Origin of the sequence: Paraburkholderia sp. SIMBA_054 (assembly GCF_046534875.1) — a bacterium.
GTDB lineage: Bacteria > Pseudomonadota > Gammaproteobacteria > Burkholderiales > Burkholderiaceae > Paraburkholderia > Paraburkholderia hospita.
The window spans coordinates 1-251 of sequence record NZ_JAWRXV010001286.1; the positions used below are offsets into that span (position 1 = coordinate 1).

At 57.8% G+C, this 251-nt stretch carries 1 pseudogene; it reads right to left on the bottom strand.

The annotated features are described in order from the left end of the window. Positions 1 to 222: pseudogene (locus SB822_RS59245) on the bottom strand (formamidopyrimidine-DNA glycosylase); the annotation flags it as partial. Between the last annotated feature and the right edge of the window lie 29 nt (positions 223 to 251).

Sequence of the window (251 nt, forward strand, 5' to 3'; positions counted from 1 at the left end):
GGAGGCACAGAAAAAAGTCGAACGTCCCGACTGAACCGCCCGTTCCACAATGCCGTTGCAGGCAGGGTTTTTGCACGGCTCGCCCTCGCGCCCATAGACGGAGAAGGAGTGTTGGAAATAGCCAAGCGCGCCATCTGCCTGAATATAGTCCTTGAGGGTTGAACCGCCTGCGGCAATGGCTTCCGCGATAACTGTGCGGATATCGGCAGCCAATTGCTCCATGATTGCGGGATTCTGCGCAACAGACCCGG